Source organism: Methylococcales bacterium (genome assembly GCA_030949405.1).
Taxonomy (GTDB): domain Bacteria; phylum Pseudomonadota; class Gammaproteobacteria; order Methylococcales; family Methylomonadaceae; genus WTBX01.
Window position 1 is genome coordinate 2,784,593 of the sequence record JAUZSN010000002.1, and the last position, 25,126, is coordinate 2,809,718.

A 25,126-nucleotide genomic window follows, 5' to 3' on the forward strand; every position below is an offset into this window, starting at 1 on the left:
CTGGAACTACTATCTTTTCTGTACTCATTTTCTTTTACTCCAAATTAAATTAACGTGATTTGTGATTGAGATTCTATAAACCCCTATCTCATTGAAAAACCTAAACTGCTCTGCATTTAATACATTCAGCCCCTTAAAATAGTCGATATGAACATCTAAAACATTTTCTTGCTGACTGGATTCGACTTTATTTACATGAATGCGACCAATGCCCCTATGCTTTAATGCAGTGACCGCATTTTTCAATAATTTTGAATAATCGTATAAGGCTAAATGGTTTTTATGATTCGATTTAGGCATCTTTTATCTCCAGTTGATTTTTTAGTTCTACTGCCAGACTTTTCAAGTTATCATGTGATCGTTTAATGAATTGCTGAGTTTCGGAATGGTAATTATGTTGCTGCGGTCGGCTTAATAGTGCTGTAGAGACCTCTAAATAAGCCGCCATTAATCTTTTTAAATGACCGCAGAAAATATCATCATAATCATCATGAAGTCGATTTTGTTCGATCTCCAACAACTGCATCTCTGCCGCTGCAATTTGCTGACTAATCGCGTCTAATTTTTCGGCATCAGGGTTGGCCAATTGATTACGCAGTTCGCTGATTTTGTCAGTTTGATGGTTGATTTTGTCTTCATAATCACTAGAGACCTGAGCCACCAACTTATCGACTTCTTGTTGCATAACTGCTTTTTCAGCCTCCATTTTTGAATTAATTGCCTCATCAATATTGGCTTGCTGTTGATTTTTTAGATCAGCCAGATCATCAGAAACTTTTAAATTTTCAGCATCAACCTTCTTAAGCTCACTCTTTAATAAGCCAACGGTTCTTTTATAAGTCATCTCCGCGTCTTTCGCTTCTTTCGCTTCTTTTTTCAAATAATTGATTTCCGCAACAGTTACGTTTTCACCCGCCTCAACTCGCTCAGCAACTGATTCTTTCACCTCATCAGGGGCATTGAGCAATACTATCGCTTGAGTAAGCTCTAATTTTTTCTGTCCACTTGAATGGACGGAATCATCTAATAGCTCAGGCATTTCTTTTGCTATACGCATGTAATTGTAAGCTTGAGACCTTTTTACCGAGCAGTTTTCGTTCAACCAAAAATTAAAATTTTTACCACAAACATCTCTTGCAATCGCTATTTTTTCCCCAAGCTTTGCAGCAATAACCAGCAGATTGACCTGCATGTTTTCTAGTGTTTGAAAATCTGCGTTAATTTCACCTGCGAGACGCTCCAACTTTGTCACAATAGGCTTGTTATCTTTCAGCGTCAGTGCGTGACTAGTTCCCGTTTCCGAATCTTCGGGAGTAATTTCTTTAATAATGCTCATGTTAGTTACCTTTGTTAAGTTCACAGCTCTGGCAGGTTTCCCACCAAGCTTGTTTAGTTGCACCGCCAAATGGTCGTGGTGCTGATGCACGGCGAGAACAGTCAGTGCGGTCAATAATTTCTTGCGTGAACTCACAAATACAGTCATTGTTATAAATCTGGTTGAATATGCCAGTAATCACCTCTAAACTGCCTTTGTAATGCCCATTGCAAATCACGCGAATGGTTGACTCAGACAAGCCTAAAGCGTGAGAAAGTTGATGAGTACCCACCTCATCGCGTTTAGCTTGCAAAGCTTTAATAAAACTCATACATTCACCATCGTTTTTGAATTAGGATCATAAACGCCATTTTTACGAACCACCGGAGCAAGTGAGCCAATATCATTACTTAAGCTGTATTGAAACGTGCCATTGCTAGTCAGTTTTCCATCTTTTATACGTTGTCGAGTTAATAACCCCGCATGGGTTAGGCGGTTTAGCCATCCTCTTAAATTAGTCTCTGCATTTTTTTCCTCACCTGTGCAGACTGTTAGCATTAATTCGGTTAAGGTGGTGCTTTTGTGTTTACGAATAACCCACCAAGCTTGTGCGCGTAAGCCTACTGTTTTAGTGCGTGGGGCGCGCTGTCCTTTCTGCATTGTTTAACGCCCTCTTTTGCTTAATGAACGCATGGCATCTTCACAAAGACGAATAGATTGTGTATCACTTGCGGTTAGGCTTTCTTTTTTGAGCTGCTTTGCCAGTACCTCTATAGTTCGACAAGCACTACTTAATAAACGATAGCGTCCTGCCGATTCTTTATGAGCTTGCGCGGCTACCGTCGCATCAATATTCACGTCGCATAATTGCGATAAATAAAGCGTGGTATCCTCCAAGGATGCTTTTTTAAACTCTACTAAAGCACTAATGCGCGTTGAAATATGCGCGAGTTTATGCTCTGCAAAACGATGACGCTCTGAGTTGTGGCAAACTAAAACAAGCATTGTGCCTGCCTGTTCGCATAAGCGGCGTAAATACTCAATCACAGTTGCCCTGCGGTCTAGCCCATGCTGTGCCTCATCTAAAATTATCGCTTGACGGCGGCTAGCCATTGCTTCATTGATTGCTTTTTGCAAGGAAAACCCCCGTAACCCCGTGACACCCAGCTCATAAGCGATAAGGTCTTTGATGTAGCTCAACGTCATTTCTGGCAACCCTTCTATATATAAGGCGTTATTAAGTGCGCCATAATGGTCAACACAGCGACTTTTCCCTGTACCCGGATCGCCTGCCAATAAAACAATTTGCGCCTCACGTGCCGCGCCGTTCTGAACTTTCGCTACTGCCCCCGTAAATAATTTATGGTTGCTGGTTTTTACATAATGCAATTTCATGATATTCTCTATTTTCAGTACTTCGGACAGTTTTAAAAAAGATAGCGGTCTTAATTCTATAAGCAATTGATTTTAAAGGGTTTTATATTTACGAGGTGTGTTGGTAAATTCTTTTTTAAATCAATGGGTTACAAAAACTGTCCGAACTATTGTTGTTTAGAATCCCAAAACTTAGCTAAACCGTAAGTTTTTTCACCACTTTTGTTAACAAAGCTACAATCTAAAGCCGCTATTTTTTGTCCCGACGTTGAAAGAATTTCATTATTACCTACCTGATTAAATTTAAGAAAATCTAACTTTTTATTAAACCAGCGACGATAGGTTTTTTCTGATAACTCATTGTAACGGCTGAGATTTGTATAGTTAGCCTTACCTCTAAAGCTTATCAAATTACTTAATAGGCTAGATAAAATTTTTTTGTGGTTTAGAACCACTAGACATTTTTTCTAAAATCGTTTCTATTAGTTGCATGGAAATCTTCTTTTCAGGAAATTGTTGCTTTAGAAACTACATTTTCCTATGAATTGAAGATTTCCTCTACTTTTAAAACTGTCCGAAGTATTGGAATACATAAAATTTACTGAATAGATAGAGCCGCAAAGCCAGCGATAACGCGGTTAATTTTATGTGACCGTGTTATCATTTTTGAACGATAAAAATAACAACCTAAAAAGTTGTGCCAAACAAAACAGAAAAAACGCCGCTTTATTCAAAAGTGTGCCAAATATCGGTTAAATCAAAAAAAACTACCAAAACCCGCTATATCCCACGTCATCCCTGATAAAAAACCAAAATACAGGTAATATAAATATGTGCCATATATCTTTTAAAGTCTCAGTAGACAAATTTATTGGGTCTTCCCCACGACCGTGGGGGTGTTTCTTGCCAATGTATTGCTGGCAGTTTTAGAAGTGTGTCTTCCCCACGACCGTGGGGGTGTTTCTGTCCCTGAGCTGGGTCTGGCGGGTCATAAGGTGTCTTCCCCACGACCGTGGGGGTGTTTCTTAACTATAACAAAACGACTTCAAGTTGCAGAATAAAATTGCTTGAAAGATCGACATTGAAGGATGCAAACCTGCATCTTCAAGTGTAATGGGTATATCGTACTGTTCAACGTTTTTTAAAGAAGAACTAGACTGGGCAAAATTACGGTGGCTGTTAATTAACCAGTTTATCGGTATCAAGGGCAATCAAAGTTTATTTGATTGCAGCCGATGAGGTTGTTGTCACTAAATCAGGTAAGGTATAATCTGTCGCAGCCCCTAACCAGTGTTTAATTAAGGGATCAACTAACATTGGATAATACTGTAAAAAATGATACGCAGTTTGTTGAGCCAGTTCTAATAATTCACCATCTTTATCAGGATTGGCTATTTTAAATTGCCGTGAGCCTGTTTGTCGTGTCCCCATCAACGCACCTGCACCACATAAATGTAAATCTTTCTCGGCAATTTTAAAACCATCATTCGTTGCCCTAATTATCCTTAGTCGCTGTTGCGCTATTGGCGTTAAAGGAGGTTGATAAAGCAATAAACAATAACTCTCGCAGGAGCTGAGTCCTACTCGCCCTCGTAACTGATGTAATTGTGATAAACCTAATTGCTCAGAATTTTCAATAATCATTAAATTTGCATTTGCGACCTCAACACCGATGTCGATAATCGTTGTTGTCACTAATAAATCTAATTCATGGGCTTTAAATCGCTGCATTAATTTATTTTTTTCGCCTGATTTCATCCGCCCATGAATCCAACCAATGCGTACTTGCGGTAAACTTAAACTTAATTGATTCGCCGTCTTCTTAGAATAAAGAAGAATAAAGCGGAATAAAGGGGTCAGATACTGTCTTAAAAAGCAACTCTATTTTACTCAATACTTCGGACAGTTTTAAAAGTAGAGGAAATCTTCAATTCATAGGAAAATGTAGTTTCTAAAGCAACAATTTCCTGAAAAGAAGATTTCCATGCAACTAATAGAAACGATTTTAGAAAAAATGTCTAGTGGTTCTAAACCACCGTTACAATGAGTTATCAGAAAAAACCTATCGTCGATGGTTTAATAAAAAGTTAGATTTTCTTAAATTTAATCAGGTAGGTAATAATGAAATTCTTTCAACGTCGGGACAAAAAATAGCGGCTTTAGAGTGTAGCTTTGTTAACAAAAGTGGTGAAAAAACTTACGGTTTAGCTAAGTTTTGGGATTCTAAACAAAAGTTTACCCATGGCGTGATCGCTAAAGGTTACCATCAAATTGGAAAATTACGTTGTGATGCTAATTTACGTTTACTCTACGAAGGTGTGCAAAAAGAAAAAGGTCGCCATAAATGTTATGACAGTAAGTGGATTGTGGGTGAGACGAGAAAATTAGAATTAGCAGGTAAACAGGGTGGTGTTAAGATTTATACAGCAATCGTTAATTCTGTCTCATTGAAATGTAATATTCGCATCGCTTATTTAGTTAAAACAACGTCACAAGGTACACGTTATGCCTTGTTGTTCTCAACAGATACAGAGATAAATGCAATGACACTTTATAATTATTACAAGGCACGGTTTCAGATTGAATTTCTATTTCGTGATGCTAAACAATTTACAGGACTTTGTGATTGCCAAGCACGTTCTGAACCTGCTTTACACAGCCATTTTAAGGCACGTTTTACTGCGCTAAATTTGATCAAATGGCATGACCGACTTTTAAGTCCTAAACGAAAACCAATTTCAATCGGTAGCTGGAAGACTAGATTTTTCAATGAGTTATCGATTGAACGTATTTTATTAAACTCTGGGGTAGACCTGAGTTTAATAAAATGCTCTTCTCAATACGAGGAGCTTTGTAGCTTCGGGGTTATCTCGCATTAAAACTGTCCGAAGTGTTGAAAAATGAATTGGACTTATAACTTAAATTCGCGTAATTACCTTCACAAAGGAGCGTCGTTAAGAATAATATAGGTCACACTTTACATAAAGTAATTAAATTTAATATTTACACCTTAATCGAAAAATTCGATAATAGTTAACATTGATTTTTAAATTTGATCTTAAGAAAAATCAATCAAATTTAAGTTACGATGAATATTATTTGTAGTCTATACTACATTAAGGTTGAAAGACCCGTTCATGATGGCATTAATATTCACAGTATTTTTAAGTCTCTTGGCGCACCAAACAGGCTTGGCACGTCACTATTCATCATAAAGGTTAGGTCTCTTAAAATTTATGCTCAGGTATAGGGTCTTAAAGTTTGATAGACTAAAAAAGTACTCAACCTACTATTTTTGATAACTTGACAACTATTTTTTGATTATAGAATTAAAAAGAAATAATACTTAAGATATTACTTTAAACTTCCTGTTAATTTTTTTAAGTTAAGTGACCCATAGTGATCTTATTTTTATGGATATTTCATAGCAAAATAGCCCTTGTCTGTTATACTATTGGCCGCAAGGGATATGTAAGAACTTCTATGAATTTTGAAACTGTTGAACAAATGAGATACAGCGTAAATAACAGGAATCAATGGACATATTTTATATCCTGAACACTAAGGAAGGCAGGTACTAATAATACTCGAACCTTTTTGTCGCATTTATAGTGCCACCTACGTAGGGTAAAACTTTGCCCACTCTACGCAGCGTAAGTTTTGAAAATTATTATGTTTTCATTCCTGATTAGGCGTTATAAACCTTTTGGGTAATAAATATGTTAAAAAAATTAAGTGTTTATCCTCGATCAAAATATAATTATGAATAGCTTATCTTCATTAACAGGAATTGACCAATGGCTGTAGAAACAAATTTAAATACGGAAACACAAACTTTAGAAGTCAGTATTTCTGGGCGATTTGATTTTAGTATTCACCAAAATTTTCGCAAAATCACACAACAAACAGGCGCGAGTGTGAAGGTGATTGCAATTGATTTGAGTGAAACGGATTATATGGATAGCTCTGCTTTAGGAATGTTATTGGTTTTACGTGATAAAGTGAACGAAAACAAAGAAGCTATTATCATAAAAAACTCAACGGAAGAAGTTAGAAAAATTCTTAAAATTGCTAATTTTGATAAATTGTTTACGTTAGATCCTCCTATTTCATAAATAATGATCAAATGTAACTACGCAGCCTAGCTTAAAAATGGGCTAATTATTGACCATAAAAACAGCATTTACGGAGGGGATGATGCTGTTCTCGCTTTATTTGATGAATTTGCGGATCAATTAATTGAACTCGTATAACACCTGTAAACATAGAATGTGATTATATAGAAATAACCTTCTAGTAACCCATATAACAAAGCCTCCCTGCATAAACTCTCATAATATATTTTTGACTTTCCTATCAAGAACCGACTCCCAACGCAATACCTAAATTTTACGCCTCATATCATGCCATGATTACCTCAATTAAATTGATGGTAACTCACTTAAAGCGGTCGAAAACAACCAATCTTCCCTGACGTTCTCCATAAATAGTAACGCCCATAAAAGTCGTTCATACTTCGACAAACTCAACACGAACGGCTTAACCATCTGGACTCAATACGAACGGTTAAGCCTCGTTCCATACTATCCCGTCTTAAGTTGGTCGTCCAAAAAGGACACGTCAAAAATAACTCAATAGACTCTGAATTGCGTAATAAATCGTCGGCAAACCATTTTATTTAAAGAAAACCGTTGTTTTCTTTAACCGTCTTAATAAGCTATTGCATTTCTTCACTGTACACGACAAAATACGGCAAGGGGTATAAGCCCCTCCCTCCTTCAATTAAATTTTTGTCATGGACATAGGCATTGATTATATAACGCCTTAAATTCGGTATGACTAGGAGAATTAAATGTATAAAAAATCCATACTATTAATAGTCGGCATGGGGTTATCCTTAAGCGTGCAAGCTATTGATTACATTAAAATAGCCCCCATGACTTAAATCGTAAAAGGTTCGGTCGCTGACGTTAAATCCGCCGACGTACTGACTATTCCTATCATTACCTGGGGCGGCGACATCGCAACCCTTCATGGGAATGGCGACTCTGCAATGTCAACCGATACCAGCATTTTAGGAAAATCGGGCCTTAAAAACCGCTTACTACGACAAGATATATTTTCCAAACAAATTGAACGTTATCTAGCGGGTGAAACTCCGTATCTTCGTGGCACATTAGGTATGCTTAACCAAGCCGCTGATGTAATCAATAAAGATCCACGGACTCGCCCTGTCATTATTTACCAATCAACGTGGTCAGCCGGAGGCGATGCGTTAGTCGTAAAAAAAGGCATCCATAGTGCAAAAGATTTAAAAGGTAAAACCATCGTTTTACAAGCCTATGGCCCTCATGTTGATTATATGATGCGGGTTTTAAATAAAGAAATTCAAAAAGGGCTTGCCGAATTAGGTTTAGTCAAAGGCGATGTCTTATTTACTAAAGCCAACTGGGATTATGCCTTATTACAAACGGGCTTAACAAACACCAACCAAAAACTATCCCCTAAATTTAACCCTGCAAAAGTCGCCTCGGTTATTAACCAACGTCAGCAACAGGGGGCCTTAGATCAAGGTGAATTATTTAAATTTGAAATTTATTTCGCCCCGAATCAAAAAAACTTCTCCATTGATTTTTATAAAGATGCGTTTGAAAAAGTAATTAATTTAGCCTCAACTTATGGCGGAGCCGTGATTACGGTGGAAGGTCACTCTGATCCTATGGGCTATTTACGCAAACATAAAGCAGGTGAGCAAGCTTTGGTTTTAGGGCAAATTAAACAAAGTGCGAAAAACCTAAGTTTGGGCCGCTCACAAGCCGTTCGAGATAACATTATTCAATATGCATCGAGCAAAGGGGTTTTATTAGATGCCTCGCAATTTGCGATTATTGGTCATGGAATCTCATCGCCCAAATCAGGCGTTTGTGGCAATTTACCCTGCGCCCCTAAAACTGAAAAAGATTGGCGAGCGAATATGCGCGTTGAATTTCGGATTATTCAAATTGAAGCAGAAGACTCTGTATTTCAACCGTTATAGAGGAGGATGTATGAATTATTTATCGTATTTCACGACGGCCTTATTCGTCTTATCTGTTTCTGCTTGTGAGGGCGAACCTGCTCCAGAAACAACACCGCAAGCAACAACGGCGGTTAAGACTGAACTAAAAAAACAGGCTCCCTCAGAAAATCCTTTATATGCGTTACGTCCTATTGATGATAACTGGCCTCATGATGTTGATGAAAAATCATTAAGTGAAAATCTATTAACCACAAACTATTATATTGTACTGGATTGGAGTGGTTCAATGGATGGAATGCAATGTGCGGAAGGCTCTACAAAAATGGCGGTGGCTAAAACAGCGGTCACGCAATTTGCCAAAAAAATTCCAGCGGATGCAAATTTAGCGTTGTATGCTTTTGATGGTAAAGCGACAAGTGAGCGTGTTAATTTGACGATGGGGAATCGTGATGCTTTTTTTGAACAAATAAACCGTATTGAAACAGGAGGCGGAACCCCCTTGGCAACCGCTATTCGTTATGGCTATCAACAATTAACACAGCAAGCCGCAAAACAACTAGGCTATGGTGAATATCACTTAGTGGTGGTGACGGATGGAATTGCATCCACTGCGGAAAAACCTCAAGAAATATTAAGCACCCTTCATCAACAATCGCCTGTTGTTGTTCATAGTATAGGGTTCTGTCTGGATGAACAACATAGCTTAAATCAACCTGGATTAACGGTTTATACCGCAGCCAGTAACGCCGAAGAATTACAACGAGGCTTACAAGCGGTACTCGCAGAGTCGGTCGATTTCAGCCCTGATAGTTTCTAAATTCGTTACGTAAATTGAGTCTAAAAATACCCGAGACGCGAATCATCGCGTCTCTATATTCATGTGGCTACGAATGAAAAGTTTATTCCTCACACGATCCCATCACACTCGTTAATTTATTGAAATTTTTCAGCCCGTTTAATTAATTTCTCTAAATTTTTCTCATCAGAATTCCAAGGCGTTCCTGGATGAATAATCACGGCGGTACACTTTTCTGCCGCTTTAACAATTTGCTCATACGTTCCTGCGGTTGGGTCAATGACGATTGCTTTTTTATCTTCATTATATTTAAACATAGCAGGGGCAATCTCGACACATTCATCACAGGTTGTACAATCAGGCGTTTCTATCCAAACCGCATCATGCCCGCCTGCGGCTTTGGGTTCAGGAGTCGCCGTTGTTGATTGACCGACGGAGGGAGCTGTTGGCGTACTCATAGACGCAGTAGCAATCGTCGGCGTTGCTGTAATAAAATCCGTCAAAGCTTGACCATCGCCCCCTGCCAAATTCATTAAACTGGCCGCTAAACTTTGTGCCACTTCCGCTTTTGCTTGGGCCGCAATCGCAGCTGGATCAACAGTTTCTCGATTCAACCCTGCAATCCCTTTCAAGGTACGCCAAAAATCACGACGCTCAATTGTTGAATGCACGATTTCAGAATCAATCACCACTCGAATTAATGTATTGGTTTCAGGATGCACGGCATAAAGAAAAGCAATATGTTCGGCCTTTTCCTCATGCGTTAAATCAATAAAATCGGCAATTTCAACCATATCATCATTCCATTTTGACGGGGGAACAATTTTGAAATGTTTACGAAAACGCCCTTCCGTTAACGCCCAGTCAGCAAAGGTTAAGGGCATTTCCATTGACCCTTCCATGCCGTATTCATCAACATAGTTTAAGGTGTAAGTTGTCCAATCTTTATCTAAATCAGGGTTGCCTTGTAACGACATACTGGTATCCCAGTTATCCCCTAATCGTGGATCAAATGACATCAACGGATACGCACGCGCCTCTACCGCTAATTTACTTTGCATTTCAGCCGCATCATCAGCAACCCCATGTTCAGGTTGACAGACCGCATAAATATTAAATACCGCAGGCCCTCGATAATTTAACCCATCAATATAACCTTCCAGTAAATGATTGGTGTGAGCAATTGAACTTTGCAAGGTAAAAGCGGTTCGATGGGCCATAGAAATTAACCCCATTTCTTTACGACGTTCGGTCTTCCCTTTCCACTCTTTGCCATAAGGTGCCATGTCAGACACTTGTCCAATAAAGTCAGAAGTACACGCTTGTCCGCCTGTATTAGAATAAACTTGCGTATCTAAAATTAAAACTTTAATCGGCATCCCTGACATAATGCAACGGGATAAATTTTGGAAACCAATATCATACATCGCCCCATCGCCACCAATGCAAACCACGGGCGGTGAAAGTAAATACTCTTCTTCACTAAAGTGATGCCAATCAAAATACGTAAAAAAGTGATCGGACTCTTCCTTGTTATATTTTCCTGCAATTTCTAATTCTGCCATCCGAATGGCTTTAAATCCTTCCGCCATTTTAACCATGTGGCCTTCAAAAATTCCCATCGCTAACGACGGGGCATCTTGAAATAAATTATTGGCCCATGGAAATGGGTAAGGATTAAAAGGATAAGTTGATCCCCAAACTGAGGTACAGCCTGTGCTATTGGTAATCCCCATTTCTGCACGACCATTGCCTGTTAAACCTTGGGTATATTGCCATTTTAAATGCTTTAATTTAGCGACAATTTGTGAGGCCCATTTTAACCATTCGCTATCAATCGGTTGGCTAGGCTTGCCCTCATCTAAAGCTGTGCTTAATTTAGATAAGGTTAAATCAACATTTTTATTGGCCTCAATCGCCGCTTCAACCGTTTCTATATCGGTGATATTTAAATTTTCAGCGAGTTTGAGACGAATATGTTTTTCCATCCCCACAATGAGTGAATCAAGATGAACCAAATGTTTTTTAACACGGGACTGCATTAGCGCAGTGACTGTGCTGGTAAATAAATGAATGACCGTTTTTTCACCACAACCTAAACACGCGCCATCACCACAATTCATCGAATGATAATTTTTCTTATCCAGCAATAACGTATCTAACGCGCCAATTTTTTCATCTAAATCATCAATCCGTTTATATTTTGGGTTCGAGGTCGGTAAATCATTCCAATACTCCCAATCATTACGCAAGGTTTTAATGCTATCACGGGTTTGCTCAACAGGTTTTAAGGCATCATCATCACAAACTTCAACGCATTCCATACAGCCTTTACAGGTCATTGGATTGATGGTGATTGAAAATAAACCGCCTTGATTCGGGGTGCGTTTATTAATCGCATCATGATAAGGTTTGGTTAATGCAAATTTAAACTCCCCCATCGCCTCTTTAAACCAATCAAACTCTAAAGTGACTTCTTCACGTTCCGTTTCTGGGTATTCCTTAATCGTTTCACCGACGGCTCGTGCAAAGACGGGTTGTAAATTAGTCCCCTCGGATTTATCGGCCGTTAACGCATGATATTTTTTCTCAACAACACGAATCGCACGGCGTAAATGTTTAACCGTTTTTCCTGTTTTTTCAACCCGTTTAATATTGGTTTCAAAGACTTCATTAACAGTATTAATTAACCCAGGAATCGCGCTGTCAGGACACATGGCATAACAATCCCCACAGGCGGTACAATTTTCAGCAATCCATTCAGGATGTTCAAAACGAATTTGAGTCATATCCCGATAAATGCCAGTGGCCGCAGGAATAATACTGGTGGCCAAGAAAGGATCGGCTAAATTATCGGCTCGACCATTAATATAGTTACTGCCTGTTTGCTCAAAGAAACGGTGAATATCAGACAACGGCTCATCATTAGCGGGTTTCTGTAACAACATTAAAGGCGCGGTGGCTTCAACACGCTCTATCCATGATTCCACATCCCCCACCGTCATTGCGGACACGTCTAAATGCTTGGTTTCGCTAAAACCCCGTTGCACGGTTCTAAAATTATCCTCAATAACTTGCTCGCCTTTGCTCGCAAATTTCTTGCTGATGGTATCGTGAATCGCTTGCAGAATTTCTTCTTTGGTTTTACCTGCATTTTTAGCGATAGGCGATGATTCAAAAAAAGCTCCTTGGAAAGCGATCCCTTGCATTCTAAATTGCAAATCGGCATGTTGGGTTTCTTCTCGCGCAATTTTAAACCCGTCGATGTACGAGACTTTAATTTTTTTATCAAAAATATATTGTTGAGCAAAGCGTGGAAAGGTACGCCATACTTTTTCAGGCGATTCTAATTTGCTTTGGATAATAAAAACGCCATTTTCACTGAGTCCTGCGAGTGGGTTTGAATGCGTAAAAACATTGGGATCAGGGGAAATCACCACATCAACATGGGCATATTCACACGCAATACGAATCGGTTCCGAAGAGGCGGATAAATAATACGTTGTGGGCTGGCCTTTTTTCTCAGAACCGTATTTAGGATTGGCTTTAATATTGTAATCCAGCAAATCAAATAAGGTCATCGCTAAATTTTTTCCCGTCGTGATCGCGCCCCAGCCCCCGACAGAATGCATTCTAACCGTAACCGCATCCTTTGGCATAAGGTTCGGGTTTTCAGAGCCTTTTAAGGCTAAATCACGAATACCAGGATAAGCGTCGGCGATGGATTGTTGTTGAATTTCTTGCTTAGGGCTGTAAGCGGTTTCACGCGTAAATTCAATGCCTAAATAAAAGAATTTTTTATGCTTCCCCTCAGCTAACATATTTTCAACCGTGGCAATAATGCCTTCGGGTTGCAAATCACGACTTCCTAAACCAAAGCAAGCCGAATATAACGGTGAGCTGTCCGTAGTTTGTGTATAAGAGGCATACTTAGGAAAGGGGGTGGCTTTTGAATGACCATTTTCAAACCCTTTCGTCATGGCGGTGCGAATTTCACAAATCAACGGTAAATCTTCCGCTAAAGGTTGATCGGTTCGTTCCATGATGGTGATTCCTTTACGTCCTTTACAGATGTTGGAAATTAAATCACCAGGAAAAGGACGAAACACAGTCATATTGACTACGCCGAGTTTAATCGCTCTAGTCTCGCGTAAATAATCAGCCACGGCTTCTGCGGTATGAATTACACTCCCTTGAGCAATAATTAAATAATCCGCATCCTCACAACGGTATTCACCAATGCGATGATAACGTCTCCCCGTGAGTTCAAACCATTCATCCATACTTTCATCAATGAACGTTTCTATGTGGTCAAAAAAATACGGACGTTGCGCGGCAACCGATTGCATATAGGATTCTTGATTTTGCACCACCCCTGACATCATCGGTTTATCAACATTCCAAAGTTCCGGGACACGACGACGACTTGCCCCATATAAAATACGTTGTGCAGGGGTTGGGCAATTAATAATATCTTCAGGTTTACCTAAAAATTCTTTAATCAATTCACGTTCAGGTAAATTTAAAGCTTCAATCAAATGCGAGGTTAAAAAACCATCTTGCCCGACAGCCGCAGGATTTAAAGCCAATTCCGCCACTTTTCGAGAAATAACGTTTAAATCAGCGACTTCTTGGTTATTTTTGGCAAAAATTTGAATAAACCCCGTATCATCAATACAGTGGTAATCATCATGACCGCAATGAACATTTAACGTCGCTTTAGTGATGGCACGACAAGCAATATTTAAGACATAGGGTAATCGCTTGCCGACAGCGGTATACAAGGACTCGTGCATATAAGCAATGCCTTGTGACGAACTAAAATTAGTGGCGCGTAAACCCGACATTGACATCCCCGCTGTAATCGCAGCGGCGGCGTGTTCACCTTCCGGTTCAACAAAAATTAACGGACGACCTGAAATATTAAGATGCCCTTTACTTTTCTCTTCTGCCCAATATTCCCCCATATCGGTTGAGGGAGTAATGGGAAAAGCACCCGCCGCATCGCTGGATTCTCGCTCACACATCACGACCGCTGCGTTTCCATCCATCGCCATGCGAATACCTGGATATTTAATTTCTTTAGGTGTTTTTGATTTATTGAAAAATGCCATTGAGTTCCCTTTGGAGGTCGTATTGAGTTGTTATTTTTGAGAATGGAGTTTATAGTTATGTCTATAGACTTGCCGATACGGTAGCCTACCGTAACCTTCTGGATAGCTGATAGTAAACGATTAGATAAAAGAGGATGAGTTCTAGCTGGGGCGGCTCCCCAGCGGCAAGTTTATCTAATTTTTTCATACTTCCCTCTGATTTCTTCACTCGCTTTTTCATCTGATTGTTTTATTAAACGCCTGAATTCAAGTCAACTTTTTCATTTTTAAAACCTATATATTCTATGTTGAATTAGGACAAAAATGTATATTGAAAGTTGCATGGTGAACTGTAAGTTTATAACGTGAACGCAAGAATATATTTAATAATCTCATTTCATAATATGTACTCTATTTTCTTCCGCCGTCAAGGTTTGGAACGAATCAGGATGATGTAAGTTAAAATTTCTAACATGTTGACGTATTTTAGGGTTAAACCCTTCGGCTCTAACCGTCTCAATAAAGGCTTTAAAGTCAGCACTTTGTTTTATTTCAGTCGAGTTTCCCACCGCATTTAATTGATAGTCGGCAACAATTTTTCCCCCTCGATTAGCTTTGCTGTCTTCACCTCGGTCATCACTGTAATATTGTGATAAAACTAATAATCGACTCCCAACAAAACAGGCTTCTTCCAAATCATGGGTAATAAAAAAAACCGTTAATTTTTCGGTTTCCCATAAACTCAATAAAAATAATTGTAAATCTTCACGTGTATCAGGATCTAATGCACCAAAAGGCTCATCCATTAATAAAACAGGGGGTTTCATAATTAATGCTTGGGCAATCGCGGCGCGTTGCTGCATTCCACCTGATAGCTCATGTGGGTATTTATGAACCGCATCCGTAAGTCTGACACGCTCCAAATAATCCATAGCCTTCATCTAGCCAGTTTTTATGCGCTGCCCAAGGTAACCACCAACGTCCTTCAAATAATCGTTTCCCCAATAATACGTTATCTAAAACGCTCAAATGAGGAAATAATGAGTAGCGTTGAAAAACAATGCCTCGGTTAGGTTGTGGGAAGCCAACCGCCTTCCCTTCTATAAAAATATTCCCTGCTGTTGGTTGTTCTTGCCCTAAAATCAAACGGAGTAACGTTGATTTACCACAGCCACTAGGGCCGACAAGCGCGCATAATTCGCCCGATGAAACGGATAAATCTATATTATCTAAAACTCTTTTTTCACCATAGTGTTTTTCTATATCTTCTAAGTGAATTTTATGTTTTTTTGCGGTAACGGTCATATCGATTTAGCCTCATACCAAGGGGATACCCTTTGTTTTAATTGTCGTAATAAAAAATCAAAACTAAACCCAAGTAAGGTAATCCACAACACATAAGGAATGATAATATCCATCGCCAAATAGCGTCTAACTAAAAAGATACGATAACCTAACCCATCTGTTGATGCTATTGCCTCGGAAGCAATTAAAAACAACCATCCACTGCCCAGCACAAGACGCACAGAATTAATTGCTCGTGGGAAAATTTGCGGTAAAATTATACGGTAAATAATAGCCCCTGATGAGGCTCCCAAGGTTAAGGCTTTAACAATTTGTTGCGGTGGAATTTCTTTAACCGCTAAAAAAATATCACGGGTTAAAAGTGGAAAGGTTCCGATAAAAATAAGGGCCACTTTTGCAACCTCACCGACCCCCTAAACTAACAAACAAAATAGGTAAAATAGCCAAGGGAGGAATCATTGAAATAAAAACAATAAACGCCGAAAACAGCGCGTCAATGCCTCGATATAAGCCCATATAAAGCCCTAATAATAACGCCGTTATTAAAGCAAGACTGATTCCATAAAAAAGACGTGTTAGGCTTGAAAACGTATCTTTCCACAATAAAATATCACCAGAACGTTTATCTTCTTCAAAAGCCAGCTGATTAATGGCTTTAATCATCGAGGATAAGCTGGGTAATAATTTATCGTGGGGATTATCCGTCAAACGTAAATGCGACGCATAGAGATAACAGCCTATTAGGAGTATAAACGGCAATAACATGATGAGACGTTTAACGTATTTGGGGGGATTGGCATGTAAACCAAAAATAAGGGGCGAATTCAACTCATGACTCCTTTATCGAACGACTTCATAAAACAAACACGACAGGATGCTGCTTAGACCGTGTTATAAATACTCAAAGGCCAGAAACACGATACGTCGCACGTCTACATCAATGGTAACCGTTAAATTTACCGCTCTCCTGTTTAAGCTTATTCCTTATTATAGAAATTCAGGCTACTAACTTAAGACGAGACAAGTTGAGGTTAAGCCTCGCGCCATACTGTTCCATCTAAGTTGGTAGCCTAAATTCAGGAGGGCGCAATCTATCAATTTAGCGTAAATACATCAAACAGGATTCAAGATAATTCCACCGTTATAACGTCATCAATACGCGTGGATGATCATTTAATTGTTGATAAATCGTATCTAATTGACGTTGACTCATGGCTTCAATCGTAATTGTGACTGAAACAAATTTACCGTTTTTGCTCGGTCGTATTTTTATAGCATCAGTCGCTAGCGCATTAACATGTTGATTTATAATATCAACCACTAATAGGTCAAACTCAATATCAGTTTTCCCCATGGCTTTAATTGGAAATTGACAAGGAAAATCAAAAACACTCGGACGGTCTTCTTCACTCATGAGATAGGTTTTTATAGTTTTGAAAAAGTGTATTAACGGTGCGCCATAAATTGCCTACTTTACCTTCAGCAACCTTACAACCATCTAATTCAATCACGGGTAATATTTCACGGGTTGAACTCACTAGCCAGATTTCATCCGCATTTCTTAACGCGTCTTCAGAAATAGGCTGTTCAGCGGTTTTAATTTGATTCACCTTTGCAATTTTTAAAATAACCTCACGCGTAATACCAGGCAAAATATCATTGGTTAAAGGCGGTGTCGTTAAAACACCGTTAATTAAGGCAAACAAATTACTTGAAGCCCCTTCGGTTACATAACCTTTTTTAATTAAAATAGCTTCACTTTGATTTGTTTCAATCGCTTGTTGTTTCAGTAATACATTTGCTAATAACGCCGTGGATTTAATATGACATAAATGCCAACGATTATCATTAAACGTAACCCCTTTGAAACCGTGTTCCCGTGCTGTAACAGGAATAATATCACTACACATTGCAAATACCGTTGGGGCAGTATTTGCAGGAAACGCATGATCTCTTTTTGTCGCTACGCCACGTGTTAAATGAAGATAAATATATTGATTACGTGCGGAATCAATCAAGGGCTGTACTATTTGTCGCCATTCTTCTAGGGGACGGTGATAAACGAGCTGTATTCCTGCCAGACTTTTTTCTAGCCGCTGCATATGCGCATTGAACTCAAATAAATGCCCCTGATAACACGGAATCACTTCATAAACCCCATCACCAAATAAAAAACCTCGATCTAATACCGAAATTTTTGCTTCATTTAAAGGGAGGTAATCTCCATTTAAATAGACCGTCATATTTTCCATTATTCTATTAATTGTAGTAAATGATCATAAAAACGCTGAAAAATGCTACCAATCGCAATATCTTCAAGCGCGATCAAAGGAACTCTTTTAATTAGTTCGCCTTTAAGTGTAATAGTCACCGCGCCATAAACTTGCCCCTTAATAACGGGCGCAATAATTTTTTTATCTGTTTTAGTTTCAATTTTTAAATTTTCATAATAGCGTTTTGCAATAGTAATATAAAGATCTTTTTCGACCCCTAATTTTAGCTCTTTACGCTCGCCTTTCCATATTCTAACTTTTTTTAATGACTGTTGTGCCTGATAAAGTCGATGGGTTTCATAAAACCGAAAACCATAATTCAATAACCCTTGCGATTCAGCCGTACGGGCCGATTCACTTTTTGCTCCCATCACCACGGAAATTAAACGCATATTATCACGTTTTGCCGAAGCCACCATGCAATAACCCGCCTCATTCGTATGACCTGTTTTAACCCCATCAACGGAACTGTCTTTCCATAATAATCGGTTACGATTCCGTTGCTTGATATTATTATAGGTAAATTCTTTTTGTGACTCCCAAACATAATATTCAGGAAAATCTGTAATTAAGGCGCGGGTTAATAAAATTAAATCTTTCGCTGTCGTGTGATGGTTCTCCGTAGGCAGTCCCATACTATTTTGAAAATGGGTATTAATTAATTTTAATCGTTGGGCTTGCTCATTCATCAATAAAACAAAATTCGCTTCATTCCCTGCAATATGTTCTGCTAACGCCACACTCGCATCATTCCCTGATTGAATAATAAGACCTTTCAATAAGTCCTCAACCATCACCTGCGTACCTACTTCAATAAACATCCGTGAGCCTGGCATTTTCCACGCATTCTCAGACACGGTAACTTTATCAGTTAAACTTAATTTTCCTTTTTTTATTTCACTAAAAACAACGTAGGCCGTCATAATTTTAGTTAAACTTGCAGGTGAAAGTGTTTTGTCAGAATTTTTTTCAACAATAACCTTATGACTATTAAAATCCTCTAAAATATAACTTGAACCGATAACAACAGGAGGTGATGGCATTAAAATAGCCTCGTCACTTGCACTAATTATGGGGGATATAAATAAATAGAGTAAAAGCGCCGCTATTAAGCGATAACCGTGAAGCGTTGAAGGCATAATTTTAATCCAAGTTCTGACGATAAAAACAATAAATATTGTAACAGATTAGAAGACAGCAAGTAGAGGCCGGATTTCAACACCCTCACAAAGAAAATACAGGCGTTATCAACAGATGAAAAAATACCTTACTATGGGTAATTAATACTCTCATAATAACGACAAATCTCACTTTAAATCTGAACGATCACGCCCTTCTTGATTCATTTGGGTGCGCTGTTTGTCAAAATGAGTCCCTATAAAAGATAATTTCATTTTCTAACCTGCTTGTATGCCGAGTAAAACAATCGATTAATTACTGGCATGTTTATTGCACAATTCTATAATTTTAGTTAGACTAATCACTGACAATTTATTAGGAACAAACAATGATAGAAATGATCATATTACTTTCGGTCGTTATCGCAATGATAATTGCAGTCTATGTAGCACCAACGACAAGTAATTCTTTAAACACACCTGTTGTAAAAAAGGCCGATAAATCTATAAAAATCCCTGAAGATTCTATGCTTAAACGACATTTTTTAGCCAATTTACAGGCCGAAATAGAATCTAATTTTCACTCTCGCCCAACAGATGCTAGTTTAAAGCGACATTATGATAGTTTAATTATCAGTGAAATGGATAAATATATACAATTAAATGTGGCTTAAATTTATTCTTTAAAGCCCTATTTTTTTGAGTATAACCCTGAAAAAAGTCCACTCGCCCCTCCCCTTTAAGAAAGAGCTATTAATAGTTTTTAAAACTTAGGTCGCCTAAAGTCGGTGCAAGCTGCGCTCAACTCGTCCAAAAAAGTTTCAATGTTATTAAACCCCCCTTCCTAGGTCTAAATTTTTAGAGGCTTTAAAAAATTCTGGGGTACAAAATAGGCTTTGTACTCCAAATTTTAAGCGTTGTTATGGTGTTATTATCCCCCTAATTATTTTCACACAATAATTAGCTTACCGCCAAAATCGTCACTTTATAGAACTGAAATTGTAAAAATACACAGTTTATAGCCATAAAATTAAATATAGTTATCTAAATAACGCTAAAATGCACACCTTTTGGGACTCTATTTTTCATCATGAAGCTGTTAATACAATATCTGGCACTCTGCTGGTTCAAAAATAATCCCACCCAATTAATTCCCACCAAGTCGTTCATGCAAAAAGTAATTATCTTTTACTTTTTATCAGGATGGTTAGTTGAAGGTCTTATTGCCGATCCTGCCGAAGGTTTTTTAGAAGTCGTCTTACGCATGATTATGGCGTTTTCAACTCTTGCAATTTTTTTAGTTATTACTAAAAAATGGAGCTTCTTTAACCCCTTATTTACCTCTATCTTTGTGTGTGAGAATTTCATTATGACCCTTGCAACCGCGGTCGAAGGGTTAGATGTTTATATGGTCATGACCCATGTGGTTTACCGAGAAGAAATAGCAATCGGGTTAGGCATTTTTTTAGTGGTGTGGTATTTGTTGATTGTGGCTTATATTTTACGCCAGTTTTTTACCTTCGCGCTTCGAGAAAGCATTATCTTGGCCACCAGTTATTTTGTTTTAACCTATGGTATCCCCATGTTTTTTATGGATGTTTAATTCATTCAGATCCTAATGAAACCTTTGATTATCATTGCTCAATCCGCCCAAATGCTCGCACAAGCCGCCTGTCATATCGGTCTAAACGTCATTACGATTGATTGCTTTGCCGATCAAGATACTCAAGCATTAGCGGTACAAAGTTACCGTGTCGATTCCTTAGCCATTAATGCCCTAAAAAACTGTATTGACAGGCTTGAAAATAAATTCAACGAATGCCTTTATGGCAGTGGTTTTGAACTCTACCCAGAAAGTTTGATTTTTTTAGAAACACGGTTTAAATTAATTGGAAACTCATCGCGAATTTTTAACGCGTTACAAAATAAACATCAATTTTTTAAGCGATTACAGGCCCTAACTATTTTATTTCCGCCCGTTTTTTTTCCGACAAAAAATAAATTACAGCCCAAATTTAAGACTCAACCCTATTTAATAAAACCGCATAATAATGTGGGGGGAATGAATATTCATTCCGCGACAACTTACAACGTAAATCCTCTAACAATTTTAAATTATTATTATCAAAAAAAAATAGCGGGGCAAGCCATGTCGGCTTTATTTGCGGCGAATGGTCAACACGCACTGATTATGGGTTTTAATCAACAATGGTCCTGTCCAAATTCATTTGTATTTTCGGGCATTATGAATCATACAACGTTATCTCACCAACATCGTAATAAACTTCATCATTGGATTAATCGGTTAACGAAGCGTTATCAGTTACGCGGTCTTTGTAGTTTGGATTTTATTTTTTATCGTCATCATTGTTATGTTTTAGAAATTAACCCTAGACCCCCTGCTAGTATGGCGTTATACCCCAAAAATTTATTAAACATACATCTCTTAGCGTGCCAAGGACAACTCGACAAAACGCTGATCATTAAAGATCCACTTTATCGTGTTTATCAAATTATCTACAGTCACGTTAAACTACAAATCCCCCCCTATTTTAAATGGGCTGATTATTGTTGTAATTTACCCGCTGCGGGGATGATTATTGGCAAAGGAGAGCCTATTTGCAGTATGATTATCAGCGGGAAAAATCCAAAACGATTACTGGATGATTTAAACGATAAACAACTCCTTCTTTTCACACAAATAAGCGAAATAACATGATTGAATACAACGCGAGTGTCAATAAACTTAGCCGCCCCTTAGTTCAAGAATTACTTGATAATGCGGATAAATTAAGACTTGATATACACACGTTAGATAATGGTTGCATTATCATTGATGCAGGTATCGAGGCCCCAGGTGGCTTAGAAGCGGGTCGAATTATTACTGAAATTTGCCTAGGCGGCTTAGGAACGGTGAGCATTAATCATAGCCCTGCGATCGAAAACTGGCCATTAACCATTAATGTTCATAGCAGCAACCCTGTTTTAGCCTGCTTAGGTAGCCAATATGCAGGATGGAGTTTAGCGCATGATAAATATTATGCATTAGGCTCAGGCCCTGCACGCGCAATGGCGACAAAAACGAAAGAGGGCGAAGATGAACCGATTGAGGCCATTTATAATGAATTAGGCTATCAAGATAATGGCGAAGAAACCGTTTTAGTGATTGAAAATGATAAGATTCCCCCAATGGAAATCATCGAAAAAATCATTAAAGCCTGTGATGTGGATGCCGAAGATTTAACGATTATTGTTACACCGACCCGTAGTATTGCAGGCTGTGTTCAAGTCGTGGGACGGGTTTTAGAAGTCGCTATGCACAAAGCCCATGAGTTACACTTCCCATTAGAAAATATTATTGATGGAAGTGGCAGCGCGCCTCTTTGCCCACCTCACCCTGATTTTGTAAAAGCGATGGGGCGTACCAATGATGCCATTTTATTTGCAGGTCAAGTGCATTTATTTGTGAGTGGTTCTGATGAAGAGGCTGAAAAATTAGCCAACGAACTACCTAGTTCCACCTCAAAAGATTATGGAAAACCCTTTGCAGAGGTGTTCAAAGAATATGACTATGACTTTTTTAAAGTCGATGGGATGTTATTTAGCCCCGCACGCGTGATTGTAACGGCGGTAGAGTCTGGCAATAGTTTTCATGCGGGAAAAATAGATACTGAGTTACTGAAACAATCGTTTGGTCACTAAAAAATAAAAGTTTCATGGTATCCGACACTTTAATGTAGGCTAGGGTCGTTTTTTTGCGAGAGCAAATAAACGATCGACTAGTTTAAGGTCGGACACTATGGAGCGAGGCTTAACCTCACTTGTCCCCTTTTAAAGTTGATCGTCAATAAACGTAACCCAGCAAGCAAATACACACGCTCAATTTGACCTTAGGAGTTTCCACGTTTAAAATTTTGCATTATTTTGAGTATATCTTAGATTTTTTATCATTGATAAATACGCTATTTTTAGAGATAAAAGCATTATTTAACAAGCTGTTAATGATAGAGGTTAAAAATAATAAAATAGACTATACAACACTATATCACGCAACAAAACATACAAACGTGCATGATTTAATTCGTGCTTATTCCTTAGTTTATGAATCATCACCCTTTTGCGCTAACTCAATAACCGCCTCTAATGCGTGAGTAAACTCAGCTTTCGTATCCGCACGAATACCCACATGAGCAACCTTTCGACCTTTACGAGGACTTTTATCATAAAGATGTAAATGGGCATGTTCAATCGCCAGTAATTGTTTCGATTCAGGAAGCCCTCCAATAAAATTTACCATCCCCGTAAATTCCTCGGATACGGTAGAACCTAAAGGCAATCCTGAAATCGCACGAAGATGATTTTCAAATTGACTGGTTTCCGAGCCTTCAATCGTCCAGTGTCCTGAATTATGAACGCGGGGTGCAAATTCATTGGCAAATAATTGCCCTTCAACATCAAACAACTCTAAAGCAATTAAGCCGACATACTCTAATTTCTCTAACAACATTCGCACATATTTTTCAGCCTCCTGTTGCAAGACATCCACGGTACGGCACTCAGAAACACGCAAAATACCCTGATGATGTTTATTTTCTGAAAGCGGATAATAAACAATGTCACCGTCTGGATTACGTGCGGCGAGTATAGAAACTTCCCGTTGAAAATTAACAAAGCCTTCAACAATAGAAGGAACCTCTTGAATTGATTCCCATGCGTGCGCTAACTCATCGGCTGAAGTTAAAACTACCTGCCCTTTCCCGTCATAGCCCATACGACGACTTTTTAAAATAGCAGGGTAGCCAATAGTTGGCATTGCTTGTTGTAAACCCGCTAAATCCATCACATTAGCAAAAGGCGCGGTCGGAATCTTTAATTCATGAAAGAAATTCTTTTCAACCAACCTATCTTGAGCAACCGCTAACGCATTAGGACTGGGGTAAACGTGCGTATGCTCATCTAAAAAACTCGCCACATCCGCTGGCACGTTTTCAAACTCATACGTCACCACATCGGCTTTTTCAGCCAATTCTGTCAATAACGCCTTATCATCATACGCCCCGTGTAAATGCTCACCCAACTTTACCGCGCCAGCCTCCTTACTCGGATCTAAAATAATAAATTCAAACCCCAAAGGATAACCTGCCAACGCCAGCATTCGTGCTAATTGCCCCCCGCCTAAAATTCCTATTTTCATGAAATCACCTGACGCGGATCTGCATTGGCAGCAACGGTTTCTGTTTGATTTTGACGATAAGTATCAAGCGCAGCTTGATAGTTGGAATGCTTATTACCAATAATCGCCGCCGCGAGTAAAGCCGCGTTAATCGCCCCTGTGCGACCAATTGCTAACGTTCCCACAGGAATTCCAGCAGGCATTTGCACAATAGATAATAATGAATCCATGCCATTAAGTGCCTTTGATTGAATAGGAACACCTAAAATGGGGACGCTTGTTTTAGCGGCCACCATTCCTGGTAAATGCGCCGCGCCACCTGCCCCTGCAATAATCACTTCCAAGCCTTTTCCCCGTGCAGTTTCAGCGTAGTGAAATAACTTATCAGGGGTACGGTGCGCTGAAACAACCTCAACTTCATGAGGGATATTAAGCTGTTCTAGCGTTTGTGCGGCATGTTTCATTGTCTCCCAATCCGAAGTTGAGCCCATAATAATACCTATTAATGCTGCCATCTAAATTCTCCTGTTCACACTATTTACATCAATTAAATTCGGTTGCTTCTCCGTATTATACTGAACTTGTTTTTCTATTGCTTGTTGTGTCGTTTTAGGTTAGATTTATAATCCTCTACAGGATCTGTGCAATCAACAAAAAAGC

25 protein-coding genes and 1 CRISPR repeat array are annotated in these 25,126 nt (G+C 38.8%); of the genes, 8 read left to right on the forward strand and 17 right to left on the reverse strand.

Features of this window, described 5'->3' with window-relative positions:
* Positions 1–24: 24 nt before the first annotated feature.
* From Q9M50_14295 to Q9M50_14325, 7 genes are all read right to left on the reverse strand, one after another.
* Positions 25–300 carry a hypothetical protein gene (locus tag Q9M50_14295; GenBank protein ID MDQ7091782.1) on the reverse strand — a complete coding sequence of 92 codons (276 nt, stop codon included), beginning with the start codon at positions 298–300 and terminating at the stop codon, positions 25–27.
* Positions 293–1,336: a DUF3102 domain-containing protein gene (locus Q9M50_14300; GenBank protein MDQ7091783.1), complete on the reverse strand. Its 1,044-nt coding sequence runs from the start codon at positions 1,334–1,336 to the stop codon at positions 293–295. Before Q9M50_14300 ends, Q9M50_14295 begins: the two co-directional genes overlap by 8 nt.
* A 1-nt stretch (position 1,337) precedes the next feature.
* Positions 1,338–1,646 carry a hypothetical protein gene (locus Q9M50_14305; protein ID MDQ7091784.1) on the reverse strand — a complete coding sequence of 103 codons (309 nt, stop codon included), beginning with the start codon at positions 1,644–1,646 and terminating at the stop codon, positions 1,338–1,340.
* Positions 1,643–1,975 carry a hypothetical protein gene (locus Q9M50_14310; protein ID MDQ7091785.1) on the reverse strand — a complete coding sequence of 111 codons (333 nt, stop codon included), beginning with the start codon at positions 1,973–1,975 and terminating at the stop codon, positions 1,643–1,645. The genes Q9M50_14305 and Q9M50_14310 overlap by 4 nt, the downstream gene beginning before the upstream one ends.
* Before the next feature lie 3 nt (positions 1,976–1,978).
* Positions 1,979–2,776, reverse strand: coding sequence for an ATP-binding protein (locus tag Q9M50_14315; protein ID MDQ7091786.1), 798 nt, complete (start codon positions 2,774–2,776; stop codon positions 1,979–1,981).
* A gap of 80 nt (positions 2,777–2,856) precedes the next feature.
* Positions 2,857–3,099, reverse strand: coding sequence for a hypothetical protein (locus Q9M50_14320; protein ID MDQ7091787.1), 243 nt, complete (start codon positions 3,097–3,099; stop codon positions 2,857–2,859).
* A 459-nt stretch (positions 3,100–3,558) separates the two neighbouring features.
* Positions 3,559–3,716: direct repeats of the CRISPR family, unit length 29 nt; unit sequence GTCTTCCCCACGACCGTGGGGGTGTTTCT.
* A gap of 191 nt (positions 3,717–3,907) precedes the next feature.
* On the reverse strand, positions 3,908–4,528 hold the full coding sequence (locus Q9M50_14325) for a helicase-related protein (protein MDQ7091788.1): 621 nt from the start codon (positions 4,526–4,528) through the stop codon (positions 3,908–3,910).
* Positions 4,529–4,710: 182 nt separating this feature from the next.
* Here Q9M50_14325 and Q9M50_14330 point away from each other — a divergent pair, with 182 nt between their 5' ends.
* The 4 genes from Q9M50_14330 (at position 4,711) to Q9M50_14345 (ending at position 9,525) form a co-directional block, all read left to right on the forward strand.
* On the forward strand, positions 4,711–5,568 hold the full coding sequence (locus Q9M50_14330; protein MDQ7091789.1) for a transposase: 858 nt from the start codon (positions 4,711–4,713) through the stop codon (positions 5,566–5,568).
* Positions 5,569–6,486: 918 nt separating this feature from the next.
* Entirely contained in the window at positions 6,487–6,804 is a 318-nt protein-coding gene (locus tag Q9M50_14335; GenBank protein MDQ7091790.1) for an STAS domain-containing protein, read from the forward strand.
* Between the two features lie 938 nt (positions 6,805–7,742).
* Positions 7,743–8,726 (forward strand): hypothetical protein, encoded by a 984-nt coding sequence (locus tag Q9M50_14340; protein MDQ7091791.1) that lies wholly within the window; start codon positions 7,743–7,745, stop codon positions 8,724–8,726.
* Positions 8,727–8,736: 10 nt separating this feature from the next.
* On the forward strand, positions 8,737–9,525 hold the full coding sequence (locus tag Q9M50_14345) for a vWA domain-containing protein (protein MDQ7091792.1): 789 nt from the start codon (positions 8,737–8,739) through the stop codon (positions 9,523–9,525).
* A 116-nt stretch (positions 9,526–9,641) separates the two neighbouring features.
* On the opposite strand, the gene Q9M50_14350 is transcribed toward Q9M50_14345, so the two are convergent.
* The 8 genes from Q9M50_14350 to Q9M50_14385 form a co-directional block, all read right to left on the reverse strand.
* Positions 9,642–14,618: a 2-oxoacid:acceptor oxidoreductase family protein gene (locus Q9M50_14350; protein MDQ7091793.1), complete on the reverse strand. Its 4,977-nt coding sequence runs from the start codon at positions 14,616–14,618 to the stop codon at positions 9,642–9,644.
* A 371-nt stretch (positions 14,619–14,989) separates the two neighbouring features.
* Positions 14,990–15,520 (reverse strand): ATP-binding cassette domain-containing protein, encoded by a 531-nt coding sequence (locus Q9M50_14355; protein ID MDQ7091794.1) that lies wholly within the window; start codon positions 15,518–15,520, stop codon positions 14,990–14,992.
* Positions 15,486–15,902, reverse strand: coding sequence for an ATP-binding cassette domain-containing protein (locus Q9M50_14360; GenBank protein MDQ7091795.1), 417 nt, complete (start codon positions 15,900–15,902; stop codon positions 15,486–15,488). The genes Q9M50_14355 and Q9M50_14360 overlap by 35 nt, the downstream gene beginning before the upstream one ends.
* Positions 15,899–16,294, reverse strand: a complete 396-nt coding sequence (locus Q9M50_14365; GenBank protein ID MDQ7091796.1) for an ABC transporter permease subunit — start codon at positions 16,292–16,294, stop codon at positions 15,899–15,901. Before Q9M50_14365 ends, Q9M50_14360 begins: the two co-directional genes overlap by 4 nt.
* Positions 16,295–16,304: 10 nt before the next feature.
* Positions 16,305–16,730 carry a hypothetical protein gene (locus Q9M50_14370; protein MDQ7091797.1) on the reverse strand — a complete coding sequence of 142 codons (426 nt, stop codon included), beginning with the start codon at positions 16,728–16,730 and terminating at the stop codon, positions 16,305–16,307.
* Positions 16,731–17,043: 313 nt separating this feature from the next.
* Positions 17,044–17,316 (reverse strand): DUF493 domain-containing protein, encoded by a 273-nt coding sequence (locus tag Q9M50_14375; protein MDQ7091798.1) that lies wholly within the window; start codon positions 17,314–17,316, stop codon positions 17,044–17,046.
* Entirely contained in the window at positions 17,309–18,154 is an 846-nt protein-coding gene (locus Q9M50_14380) for an aminotransferase class IV (protein MDQ7091799.1), read from the reverse strand. The genes Q9M50_14375 and Q9M50_14380 overlap by 8 nt, the downstream gene beginning before the upstream one ends.
* Positions 18,154–19,314, reverse strand: a complete 1,161-nt coding sequence (locus Q9M50_14385; GenBank protein ID MDQ7091800.1) for a D-alanyl-D-alanine carboxypeptidase family protein — start codon at positions 19,312–19,314, stop codon at positions 18,154–18,156. Before Q9M50_14385 ends, Q9M50_14380 begins: the two co-directional genes overlap by 1 nt.
* A gap of 368 nt (positions 19,315–19,682) precedes the next feature.
* Here Q9M50_14385 and Q9M50_14390 point away from each other — a divergent pair, with 368 nt between their 5' ends.
* From Q9M50_14390 to mch, 4 genes are all read left to right on the forward strand, one after another.
* Positions 19,683–19,967, forward strand: a complete 285-nt coding sequence (locus tag Q9M50_14390; GenBank protein MDQ7091801.1) for a hypothetical protein — start codon at positions 19,683–19,685, stop codon at positions 19,965–19,967.
* Between the two features lie 494 nt (positions 19,968–20,461).
* Positions 20,462–20,896 (forward strand): hypothetical protein, encoded by a 435-nt coding sequence (locus Q9M50_14395; protein ID MDQ7091802.1) that lies wholly within the window; start codon positions 20,462–20,464, stop codon positions 20,894–20,896.
* 15 nt (positions 20,897–20,911) lie between these two features.
* Positions 20,912–22,012, forward strand: a complete 1,101-nt coding sequence (locus tag Q9M50_14400; protein MDQ7091803.1) for an ATP-grasp domain-containing protein — start codon at positions 20,912–20,914, stop codon at positions 22,010–22,012.
* Positions 22,012–22,995, forward strand: a complete 984-nt coding sequence (gene mch / locus Q9M50_14405; protein ID MDQ7091804.1) for a methenyltetrahydromethanopterin cyclohydrolase — start codon at positions 22,012–22,014, stop codon at positions 22,993–22,995. The genes Q9M50_14400 and mch overlap by 1 nt, the downstream gene beginning before the upstream one ends.
* A gap of 397 nt (positions 22,996–23,392) precedes the next feature.
* Here mch and Q9M50_14410 read toward each other — a convergent pair whose 3' ends face one another.
* Together Q9M50_14410 and purE are read right to left on the reverse strand one after the other, a co-directional pair.
* Positions 23,393–24,487, reverse strand: a complete 1,095-nt coding sequence (locus tag Q9M50_14410) for a 5-(carboxyamino)imidazole ribonucleotide synthase (protein ID MDQ7091805.1) — start codon at positions 24,485–24,487, stop codon at positions 23,393–23,395.
* Positions 24,484–24,981, reverse strand: a complete 498-nt coding sequence (gene purE, locus Q9M50_14415; GenBank protein MDQ7091806.1) for a 5-(carboxyamino)imidazole ribonucleotide mutase — start codon at positions 24,979–24,981, stop codon at positions 24,484–24,486. The genes Q9M50_14410 and purE overlap by 4 nt, the downstream gene beginning before the upstream one ends.
* Between the last annotated feature and the right edge of the window lie 145 nt (positions 24,982–25,126).

Coding starts and splice junctions, on each gene's coding strand:
- Q9M50_14360 (MDQ7091795.1), bottom strand. CDS start 15,902: ATGACCGTTACCGCAAAAAAACATAAAATTCACTTAGAAGATATAGAA.
- Q9M50_14350 (MDQ7091793.1), bottom strand. CDS start 14,618: ATGGCATTTTTCAATAAATCAAAAACACCTAAAGAAATTAAATATCCA.
- Q9M50_14375 (MDQ7091798.1), bottom strand. CDS start 17,316: ATGAGTGAAGAAGACCGTCCGAGTGTTTTTGATTTTCCTTGTCAATTT.
- Q9M50_14300 (MDQ7091783.1), bottom strand. CDS start 1,336: ATGAGCATTATTAAAGAAATTACTCCCGAAGATTCGGAAACGGGAACT.
- Q9M50_14385 (MDQ7091800.1), bottom strand. CDS start 19,314: ATGCCTTCAACGCTTCACGGTTATCGCTTAATAGCGGCGCTTTTACTC.
- Q9M50_14310 (MDQ7091785.1), bottom strand. CDS start 1,975: ATGCAGAAAGGACAGCGCGCCCCACGCACTAAAACAGTAGGCTTACGC.
- Q9M50_14410 (MDQ7091805.1), bottom strand. CDS start 24,487: ATGAAAATAGGAATTTTAGGCGGGGGGCAATTAGCACGAATGCTGGCG.
- Q9M50_14340 (MDQ7091791.1), top strand. CDS start 7,743: ATGTCAACCGATACCAGCATTTTAGGAAAATCGGGCCTTAAAAACCGC.
- Q9M50_14305 (MDQ7091784.1), bottom strand. CDS start 1,646: ATGAGTTTTATTAAAGCTTTGCAAGCTAAACGCGATGAGGTGGGTACT.
- Q9M50_14345 (MDQ7091792.1), top strand. CDS start 8,737: ATGAATTATTTATCGTATTTCACGACGGCCTTATTCGTCTTATCTGTT.
- Q9M50_14395 (MDQ7091802.1), top strand. CDS start 20,462: ATGCAAAAAGTAATTATCTTTTACTTTTTATCAGGATGGTTAGTTGAA.
- Q9M50_14335 (MDQ7091790.1), top strand. CDS start 6,487: ATGGCTGTAGAAACAAATTTAAATACGGAAACACAAACTTTAGAAGTC.
- Q9M50_14400 (MDQ7091803.1), top strand. CDS start 20,912: ATGAAACCTTTGATTATCATTGCTCAATCCGCCCAAATGCTCGCACAA.
- Q9M50_14380 (MDQ7091799.1), bottom strand. CDS start 18,154: ATGGAAAATATGACGGTCTATTTAAATGGAGATTACCTCCCTTTAAAT.
- purE (MDQ7091806.1), bottom strand. CDS start 24,981: ATGGCAGCATTAATAGGTATTATTATGGGCTCAACTTCGGATTGGGAG.
- Q9M50_14390 (MDQ7091801.1), top strand. CDS start 19,683: ATGATAGAAATGATCATATTACTTTCGGTCGTTATCGCAATGATAATT.
- Q9M50_14295 (MDQ7091782.1), bottom strand. CDS start 300: ATGCCTAAATCGAATCATAAAAACCATTTAGCCTTATACGATTATTCA.